The organism is Parapedobacter sp. (assembly GCF_053550995.1).
The window spans coordinates 22,148-30,849 of sequence record NZ_JBMQOC010000132.1; the positions used below are offsets into that span (position 1 = coordinate 22,148).

Below are 8,702 nucleotides of genomic sequence, written 5' to 3' on the forward strand. Positions count from 1 at the left end.
GGGCAAAAGTAACGAAAACTGAACGCAACCTCATTTAGCCTTCTTACATACCGTTAATTTCACTCATATGTTACGCAAAATCACTCCACTATCAGTTCCCGCTCGCCGGAGACGAGGGCGATGTGGCAACAGCCAAACATAACCACATAATCCGACCTGACCACTTCACGTTTGCCGATATATCCTTGGAAACGAATCTTGGTATGCTTGAATTTAGGAATATACGCGTGGTCGATATCGCCCGTTACCGGATAGCTTCCTAGCCTTCGGAAAGTATTCCACTCCTCGCTAGGGTACGTCCTCGTCAAGTCCTTACCGTCTGCCACACGGGTCACTTTCATCTTGTCGAGCGCTACCGGTTTACCGGCATGGTCTACCAGTTTCACGGTAATCCAACGCAGGTCCTCGGTACAAGCAACCGTGCTGCAATCCTGTACTTGCTCACTACCCAATTCCCGTTTATTGCAAGACAGTGTGACGGTAGTCAACAGTGCGTATAAGATGGCTATTCTTTTCATCGTGGGTCAGTTTCTACGTAAGACGAGGCAAAGTCCCGATTTCGCTACACCTTGCCTAATGCATACGCTTCATTTACCTTCGCATATCCTCCGGTTTCTAATTTTGCAAGCGGTAGGCTCTGCGCCATTGGTGGAACGGGCTTTCCTGCCGACGGCTGTTGGACACATCGTTAATCTCACGTTCCGCGCTACCCTTCCCCTATCCGAAAGTGCGTTTCTCCCGCTACGTAGCCGCTTACCCTTCGCTAAAGTGCCGCTATTTGGGCTTTTTACTGAGATATATGCGGGACATATGGGGATAGGACCCGGAGGAAGGGTAAGGGAAGGTGGGCTGGAGCAAGGGGTTGGCCTGGCTTTCCCATGGCCGCCGTCAGCAAGCCACGGTGCTTCCGTATCGACTTTACCTACAGGCGTACCGGCGCCCGAAAGGCTCCGCATCATGGTCGGGTCTCCGTGCTGTGCTCCGGCCATCACCTTGCTGTTTCGCTGCGGAAAACAGCACTGTGATACCTACCTGACACCTCGTGCATCGCCAGTGACACCGCAGCCGTCTGGGAGCCGTCCCGGAGCGTGTCCAAAGCCATGTCCGACACGGCAGTTGTACCATCGAGATTCTTGTAACGGTTCTTGGCCGAATGTGGTACCCAGGGCCGGGATCGAACCGTTAATGCACCGTCCAAAGTTTGTTGGGCCGTTAAAAGTTATCAGGTAGCATTCATTATTCGAAAAAATCAGCAACTTTCTGTTACCCCGTACTCCAATGCGGCATTCTTTAAGAAAAAGATGAACCTTCCCGCTCGGTCAAGGCATTTTCACACCACATCCGGAACGATAAAAGGTGACCGGTATTCGCGGGTTAGCATCGCGTTGGCTTCCGGATCGTTGATGAATTTCATGGCGACCGGATCGAAATCCAGTGTTCGCCCCACGCGATACGCAATATTGCCAAGATGGATAAGCGCACAGGAATAAAATCCTTCCCTAATGTCTCCTTTTGCCAATTTTTGGTCGTTATACCGGATTGCATCGATAAAATCTGCATAGTGGTTTCCGAAACCTTTTCCGTTTTCCCCCGGCTCCTTCTTATCGCCCATGAATGTTTGCCATTGATTGAGGTTTTTAGTCATGTAGCCTTTTGATCCAAAAAACAAGTTGCCTACTTCATTATCCGAACTCACCATATACCTGTTGTCATTCGGATTTTCCCCACCGATGCCTTCAGAATTTGAAAGCCAATGGCGAACTTCAAATTGCAGGAGCTTTTTCGCGTCGCCCCCACCCTGGGCGTTTGGGAATTCAAAGACAGTGAGTTGCGTATTGGGGGTTTGCTGGTCATCGTCAAACATGAAATGGCCGCCAATTGAGGTGATCCGGGTAGGCAGGGTAACATTAAGCCCCCACCGGGCAATATCCATCTCATGAACCCCCTGGTTGCCAATATCGCCATTTCCGTAATCCCAATTCCAATGCCAGTTATAATGGAAGCGGTTTTTCGAAAACGGGCGCTCGGGCGCCGGGCCCAACCACAGGTCATAATCTACACCTGGGGGAATCGGTTCGTCTGGCGTGCGCCCGATGGTATTGCGCCGTTTATAGCAAATGCCTTTGGCCATATACACTTCACCCAGTTTCCCGCCATGCAAAAAATCAGCCATGCTTTCCGCACAGGGGTTACTTCTTTGCTCGGCCCCGTCCTGCACAATGACCGGGTACTTTTCTGCGGCTTCCACTAACTTACGGCCTTCGTAAATATTATGGCAACACGGTTTTTCGACAGAAACATGTTTGCCCGCTTGTATCGCCCATATCGCGGCCAACGCATGCCAATGGTTCGGTGTCACAATGGAAACGGCATCGACCTCCTTATTTTCATACAAGTCGCGCAAATCGGTATAGGTCTTTGGCTTTTCCAATCCCTTGTCCACAAAGTGTTTTTTGATTCGGGGTTCAAAAAAATTCCGATCGATATCGCATAGCGCGGTCACCCGCGTGTTTTTAAGCTTTGAGTAACCCTCGATGTGGTTTTGGCCCATTCCGCGTATGCCAATGACCGCCACGTTAACCCGTTCGTTGGACCCAAGAATTGAGGCGTAGGATTTTGCACTCATGCCCGTCGTCGCCAATGCCGCACCGGTGGCGCCTATCATACCTTTACGGATAAATTCTCTTCTTTCCATAAATTTAATCAGGTTTAATGAAATGAGTTAGTTACACGTTGCTTAAACCGTAAAGATACACCTTTGATCAAACTTTCATGTTAGATACGTTGACTTTTTTCTCCGATCTATCCGTTTACAAAGAGCATTACGGAAACCGGAAGGATACAAAATACGACATGGCATCAACCATGCATCAATGCCGCGACATACTCGGAGATGGGATATTTCAGGATCTTAAACTGGGTATGCGTTTCGTTGAGCCTTATACCGAGCGTGTAATTCTGCTTTTTCTATTGCAATTCATTTTTGCTTAGGGAGTGCTTTAATAACTACTTGGCCGGTGTCCGTCTTATCGTCGCCCACTAGTGTTTTGAAGATATCGCGAGTAGATTGTTGTTTGATAATATCGCCTGTATGAATCAGCTCCAGTGAGTCGGGCGGGGTTGAAACAGAGGTTGGCAGGGCATCGGTCTTTTTGGCTTCCGGTGCAGAAGTATGTACGTAGTCCAGCACGAAAAACAGCGCAAATAACACAACCACACCAATAGCCACTAAATAGGAAATTCTCATCGTCGGATATTTCGGACTAAAATACAAAATATCGGTGACCCTACCGTCTTCCTTCTTCTCGACTTGAATGAACCATATAGACCAATAGAAACGCGGGTACGAAAGCCACTGCACCGAGAAGACCCACTAACGGTGTGGCGGGTGAGTCATAGAAAGCGAGTATCACCAGCAAAATGGGAAACGTTAAGATCAATACGGTAACCAATTTGGCTAATACGTATGCTGTAGTCGTTTCCACAAATATCTTCGCTCGCTGAATCTCCGCCCCTTGGTCTGCGTTTGCCAGGTTATACCGCTCCACGCGCTGATTAAAGGCCGCCTTAAAAGCGGAAAAGTCATCCTTCTTGATTGAATACATATCTCGGTTAAACCGCCACACGGTCCCGTCCTTTAATGTGGCCTTAAACCAATGGTTCTTCGGTCCCAGTTCAAACTTATAGTCAACGATATCTGTCCACCGTATGGTCATATCAGGATGGGACGTGAATGCAAACTGTTTTGACCAAGCCTGGTGCACACCTTCCTCATCTAATGAAATGGCAACATGTCCGATGGCTATCCGGCGCGAAAAATAGAACGAAAACCCTAGCGGCAATGCCACCAATGCGAATCCCACCCATTCGGACGCCGCGAAAACCCCTTGCCGCCGCAGAAACCACAAGGCGGCTAATAAACCGAGAACCAAGAGCAGAAATACGAATGCAAACCGCCAGCTGGAAATATATCTTAATTGATATGTATCCTTGCCATTGGCTTGTACGTCTTCTCTTGTGGCCTTTATCAGGGGCATGTTCATACGGTTTTGGCTAAAGATAATAAATAAATCATGCTGCCAACAGGCTCCTTACAAACATTCCCGACTTTTTTTACAATCCAATTGTTTTAATTGGTTGTAATATCCATCTTTACACCCTACTGAATAGCTATAGAAATGAAGAATAAACAAACAACCTTGATGAGGAGGGGTGCTTTGTTGCTGCTTATTACCCTCGCTTTTTCTTTTAATACCCATGCGCAGAAGGCCGATCCGGATTCCGGATGGATTTATCTTTTTGACGGTACCAGTACCAAGGGCTGGCGGGGGTACAATGCAGAGGTGCTGCCCCCTGGGTGGACCATCAAAGACAGCACACTGACGTTTGATACCGAACTCGGTCTGGAACAGGATTACAAAGGAGGGAAAGACATCTTGTACGGCGCCGAAGAGTTCGACAATTTCGAGCTATACCTGGAATGGAAACTCCCCGAAGGGGGAAACAGCGGTATTTTTTACCATGTAAAGGAAGGATACCGGGCGCCATCTGGTGTAGGGCCCGAATACCAGCTCATTGATGATGAAAACTATGCCCGCATACATGACCTTACCGCGTACAACACCAGTTTGGGTTATACGGAAAAACCGGAAGAGCTGAAACCGTTGCAGCAAACCGGGGCCGATTATGCCATGCATCCGCCCGACCCCGACAAGACGTTACATCCGGCAGGCGAATGGAACAGCTCTAAAATTGTCTTTACCCCGGAACGCGTGGAACACTGGCTGAATGGAAAACTGATTGTATCTTTTGTTCCCTGGGATGAAGCGTGGTATGAAAAGAAGAACTCAGACAAGTGGAAGAACAGTCCAGATTATGGGAAATTCAAAACCGGATACATTGCCCTGCAGGATCATGCGAGCCCGATCTGGTTCCGTAACATCAAGATTAAAAAATTATAACGGGTGAAAAGTCGAATAGCAGGCATGCGCAGGTTTAACAATTCTTAACATTTTCCGCTCTATTCCGGCACGGGTTTTGGCCATCTATGGCTGTAGAATAGTCTTTTCATAAGTTAGGTTTATAATTGGTTAGTTTAGAAAGCCCCGCGTCTCCCCGATGTGGGGCTTTCGTTTCATAACCTCCCCTCACATCGAAGATACCATATACCGGCGACTTGGGCCGTTGGTCACCATAGGTATGGACAGCCGTCCAAGAGCGGTAAACATTGCTCGCCAACAGGCCACCAACGAACAGGTAAATGCGATCGATAAAAAAACGTAATCAAACGTTTTGTCGCCACTACCGCTATAGAGCACGGTGATAGGCTCATCGAGTGCCAGCACATGCGCACCCACCCAAGGCACAACTGCATGCCAAAACTGGGTATACCATTGCGCGAGCACGTATAGGAGCACTTTTTAATCAAATGATTAAAAAATTTGGTTAAACAAAAACAACCGGTTATATTTGCGGCATAGCATAAGCGGACATGGCAAAACCAAAGAAAAAGGCAGACCTCAGCACAGAGGAGAAAATCAAACAAGCCGCCCGGAAAGTTTTTACACAAAAGGGCTATGCCGCTACGCGTACGCGCGATATTGCAGAGGAAGCCGGCATCAACCTGGCATTGCTCAACTACTATTTCCGTAGCAAGGAAAAGTTGTTCGAGATGGTCATCATGGAAAAAATGCAGGTCTTACTCGGTAAAGTCGGCCCCATCTTGATGGACGAGAAAACATCCATCGAGGAAAAGGTCGAAAGCGTGGCCGAGCACTACATCGATACCCTTATGTCCAATCCGGATATCCCGCTATTTGTATTGGGCGAAATCAGGAGCAATCCAGATAAGTTTGCCAACTTGGTGAAGACCAAAACAAATATCACCGACTCGGCATTGTTCAAACAGCTCGCCGAAAGGCGGCCGGATATAGATCCACTCCATTTCATTTTCAACATGCTTGGTCTGGTTATCTTTCCATTCATCGGGAAGCCACTCATCCAACTGATTACGGGCCTTGGACCGAACAAAGCCGTTGAGTTGATGAATGAGCGTAAAAAATTGATCAAAACGTGGTTTATTGCGATGCTGAACGCGTCGTGATTTTTTTTGCACACACATTAATCAAATGATTAATTCAAAACAATAAACAAGATGATTAATCCATTGGCAACGCTGCTACTCGTCGGTACACTGGCCATCCAGATGGGGAATGCCCAAACACAAACCGCAGGACTGACATTGCCGGAAAGCCAGGCGTTGGCGGCAAAAAATTATCCCATGGTAAAACAGCGTGACCTCATCGCAAAAAGCGCATCCTACGCGGTTGACCAGCAAGGCAAACGCTCCCTTCCCCAACTGAACATCAACGGGCAGGCCACCTATCAATCGGAGGTGACGGAGATTCCCATACAGGTGCCTGGAATGGACATCCCCTCGTTGAACAAGGACCAATACAAGTTGTACGGTGAGATTAACCAAAACCTATTTGACGGTGGATTGACCCGGCTGGGCAAGCAGGCCATCGAGGCCGAAGCCGATGTGAAACAGCAGGCGCTGGAAGTGGAGCTGTACAAGATCAACGCGCGTGTCAACCAGCTGTACTTCGGCATCTTGCTGCTGGATGCACAATTGGCCCAGAATGATCTGCTGCAAAAAGACATCCAAGCCGGCCTGGAAAAAATCAATGCGGCGATCGCAAATGGTGCCGCGTTGAAAAGTGAGGGCAGCCTATTGGAAGCCGAACGACTCAAGGCGCAACAGCGAGCCACCGAACTACAGGCCAGCCGCCTGGCCTCCCTGCATATGCTTGGCTTATTTATCGGTCGCACCTTGGATGAGCATACCTTGCTCGAAAAACCAGCCCCGCCCCACGCGTCATTGGCCGCCAACCGGCCGGAATTGGGTTGGTATGCCCGCCAAAAGACCGGTATCGAGGTGGAACGCAGGCTGCTCCGTGCAAAAAACCGGCCCAAACTGGGCCTGTTCCTGCAGGCGGGCGTGGGCAGACCCGCATTGAACATGCTGAGCAACCACTTCGACGCATATTATTACGGCGGTGTGCGTTTATCCATCCCGATAAGCGGCTTCTACACCCTGCAAAAAGAAAAGGCGCAGCTGGACATAAAAGAAGCGGGCATCGATGTGCAGCAGGAAACTTTCCTGTTTAACACCGACCTTACACTCCAGCAACAACAAACGGAAGCGGCCAAATACGAGCAACTATTGCGTACCGACGATGCGATCGTCGCGCTGCGCACATCGGTGAAGGATGCCGCGCTTGCCCAGCTTGAAAACGGCGTCATCAACACGGCCGATTATGCGCGGGAAACCCACGCAGTGAGCAATGCACGTCTATCCAAAATACAACACGAACTTCAATTACTGAAAGCGCAATACGATATCCGGTACACTTCCGGCAGTTCATACGAAAATACACGTAACCCACAAAAAAAATAACGACATGGACAACGCAAAGATACTTGTACTGGCCGGCCTTTTAATGGCGTCATGTACCCATGAAGAACAGCCATACGATGCATCCGGCACTTTCGAAGCGGTAGAAACCATCATATCCGCGGAGGCCAATGGCATCATCCGTGCGCTGGATATCGAAGAGGGGCAGTCGCTCAAGGCCGGGCAAACCGTAGGTTATATCGACAGTACACAACTCTACCTGAAGAAACGGCAATTGGAGGCACAGATCGATGCGGTACTAAGCAAAAAACCCGACATCGCTGTGCAGGTGGCCGCATTGCAGGAGCAATTGGCCCAGGCCATACACGAACAAAAGCGGATTGCCAACATGGTGGAAGCGGATGCGGCCACCCCCAAACAGTTGGATGACGCCAATGCTCGCGTAGCGGTCATCAGGAAGCAAATCACCGCCCAGCGGTCGACACTGGGAACCACCGCAGCCAGCCTTTCGCTCGAAACGGCACCCTTGGCCATGCAGATCGCGCAAGTGGAAGACCAATTAGCCAAATGTCGCATCGTGAACCCAGTAGACGGCGCCGTATTGGTGAAATACGCGGAGGCCAATGAAAGCACCGCCACGGGAAAACCATTGTATAAGGTCGCTGACCTCTCTTCGATCACCCTAAGGGCCTATGTTACCGGTCCGCAATTCGCCCAACTCCAGCTCAACCAGCAGGTAACGGTGCTTGTAGACGGGGCGGACGGCAACTACCGCGAGTATCCGGGAACCATCTCATGGATAAGCGACAAGGCGGAATTTACGCCGAAAACGATACAGACCAAGGACGAGCGCGAGAACCTCGTTTATGCCACCAAGATCCGGGTGCAAAACGATGGATTGTTGAAAATCGGCATGTATGGGGAAGTCCGTTTTAATTGATAGGGAACGATGGACAGTTGATCATGGTTACGCTCAATAATATCACAAAAACCTATAATAAGAGGTCTGTAAAAGCGGTAACGGCCGTTTCCTTTTCGGTGGCTGAGGGTGAGCTGTTCGGTCTGATCGGTCCGGATGGTGCCGGCAAGAGCACGATCTTCCGCATATTGACCACGCTCTTGCTGCCCGATAGTGGCACGGCCACGGTTGCGGGCCACGATGTGGTTGCCAACTACCGCGATATCCGGAATCAGGTTGGTTACATGCCGGGGCGTTTCTCGTTATACCAAGACTTGACCGTGGAGGAGAATATCCAATTTTTCGCCACGGTAATCCATACGTCGG

General features: G+C 49.5%; 10 protein-coding genes. 5 read left to right on the plus strand and 5 right to left on the minus strand.

Annotation, left to right across the window (positions count from 1 at the left end; genetic code table 11):
• Positions 1–80: 80 nt before the first annotated feature.
• The 4 genes from ACO1NT_RS18070 to ACO1NT_RS18085 all read right to left on the minus strand — a co-directional run bounded on the left by ACO1NT_RS18070 (position 81) and on the right by ACO1NT_RS18085 (position 4,037).
• Positions 81–518, minus strand: a complete 438-nt coding sequence (locus ACO1NT_RS18070) for a hypothetical protein (protein WP_449050145.1) — start codon at positions 516–518, stop codon at positions 81–83.
• Between the two features lie 812 nt (positions 519–1,330).
• Positions 1,331–2,695, minus strand: coding sequence for a Gfo/Idh/MocA family protein (locus ACO1NT_RS18075; protein WP_449050146.1), 1,365 nt, complete (start codon positions 2,693–2,695; stop codon positions 1,331–1,333).
• Positions 2,696–2,977: 282 nt separating this feature from the next.
• Positions 2,978–3,247 (minus strand): hypothetical protein, encoded by a 270-nt coding sequence (locus tag ACO1NT_RS18080; RefSeq protein ID WP_449050147.1) that lies wholly within the window; start codon positions 3,245–3,247, stop codon positions 2,978–2,980.
• A gap of 40 nt (positions 3,248–3,287) precedes the next feature.
• Positions 3,288–4,037: a hypothetical protein gene (locus ACO1NT_RS18085; protein WP_449050148.1), complete on the minus strand. Its 750-nt coding sequence runs from the start codon at positions 4,035–4,037 to the stop codon at positions 3,288–3,290.
• A gap of 141 nt (positions 4,038–4,178) precedes the next feature.
• Between ACO1NT_RS18085 and ACO1NT_RS18090 the strand changes: the two genes are divergently transcribed.
• Positions 4,179–4,961, plus strand: a complete 783-nt coding sequence (locus ACO1NT_RS18090) for a 3-keto-disaccharide hydrolase (protein ID WP_449050149.1) — start codon at positions 4,179–4,181, stop codon at positions 4,959–4,961.
• 186 nt (positions 4,962–5,147) lie between these two features.
• Here ACO1NT_RS18090 and ACO1NT_RS18095 read toward each other — a convergent pair whose 3' ends face one another.
• Complete coding sequence (locus tag ACO1NT_RS18095) at positions 5,148–5,417, minus strand: hypothetical protein (protein WP_449050150.1); 270 nt, start codon at positions 5,415–5,417, stop codon at positions 5,148–5,150.
• A 74-nt stretch (positions 5,418–5,491) separates the two neighbouring features.
• Between ACO1NT_RS18095 and ACO1NT_RS18100 the strand changes: the two genes are divergently transcribed.
• From ACO1NT_RS18100 to ACO1NT_RS18115, 4 genes are all read left to right on the plus strand, one after another.
• A complete protein-coding gene (locus ACO1NT_RS18100) occupies positions 5,492–6,103 on the plus strand; it encodes a TetR/AcrR family transcriptional regulator (protein WP_449050151.1) in 612 nt (203 codons plus the stop codon).
• A gap of 51 nt (positions 6,104–6,154) precedes the next feature.
• On the plus strand, positions 6,155–7,459 hold the full coding sequence (locus ACO1NT_RS18105; protein ID WP_449050152.1) for a TolC family protein: 1,305 nt from the start codon (positions 6,155–6,157) through the stop codon (positions 7,457–7,459).
• Between the two features lie 4 nt (positions 7,460–7,463).
• Positions 7,464–8,357 (plus strand): HlyD family secretion protein, encoded by an 894-nt coding sequence (locus ACO1NT_RS18110; RefSeq protein WP_449050153.1) that lies wholly within the window; start codon positions 7,464–7,466, stop codon positions 8,355–8,357.
• 23 nt (positions 8,358–8,380) lie between these two features.
• Positions 8,381–8,702 (plus strand): ATP-binding cassette domain-containing protein (locus tag ACO1NT_RS18115; RefSeq protein WP_449050154.1); only part of this gene is annotated, 322 nt, incomplete at its 3' end.

Coding starts and splice junctions, on each gene's coding strand:
- ACO1NT_RS18070 (WP_449050145.1), bottom strand. CDS start 518: ATGAAAAGAATAGCCATCTTATACGCACTGTTGACTACCGTCACACTG.
- ACO1NT_RS18075 (WP_449050146.1), bottom strand. CDS start 2,695: ATGGAAAGAAGAGAATTTATCCGTAAAGGTATGATAGGCGCCACCGGT.
- ACO1NT_RS18080 (WP_449050147.1), bottom strand. CDS start 3,247: ATGAGAATTTCCTATTTAGTGGCTATTGGTGTGGTTGTGTTATTTGCG.
- ACO1NT_RS18085 (WP_449050148.1), bottom strand. CDS start 4,037: ATGCCCCTGATAAAGGCCACAAGAGAAGACGTACAAGCCAATGGCAAG.
- ACO1NT_RS18090 (WP_449050149.1), top strand. CDS start 4,179: ATGAAGAATAAACAAACAACCTTGATGAGGAGGGGTGCTTTGTTGCTG.
- ACO1NT_RS18100 (WP_449050151.1), top strand. CDS start 5,492: ATGGCAAAACCAAAGAAAAAGGCAGACCTCAGCACAGAGGAGAAAATC.
- ACO1NT_RS18105 (WP_449050152.1), top strand. CDS start 6,155: ATGATTAATCCATTGGCAACGCTGCTACTCGTCGGTACACTGGCCATC.
- ACO1NT_RS18110 (WP_449050153.1), top strand. CDS start 7,464: ATGGACAACGCAAAGATACTTGTACTGGCCGGCCTTTTAATGGCGTCA.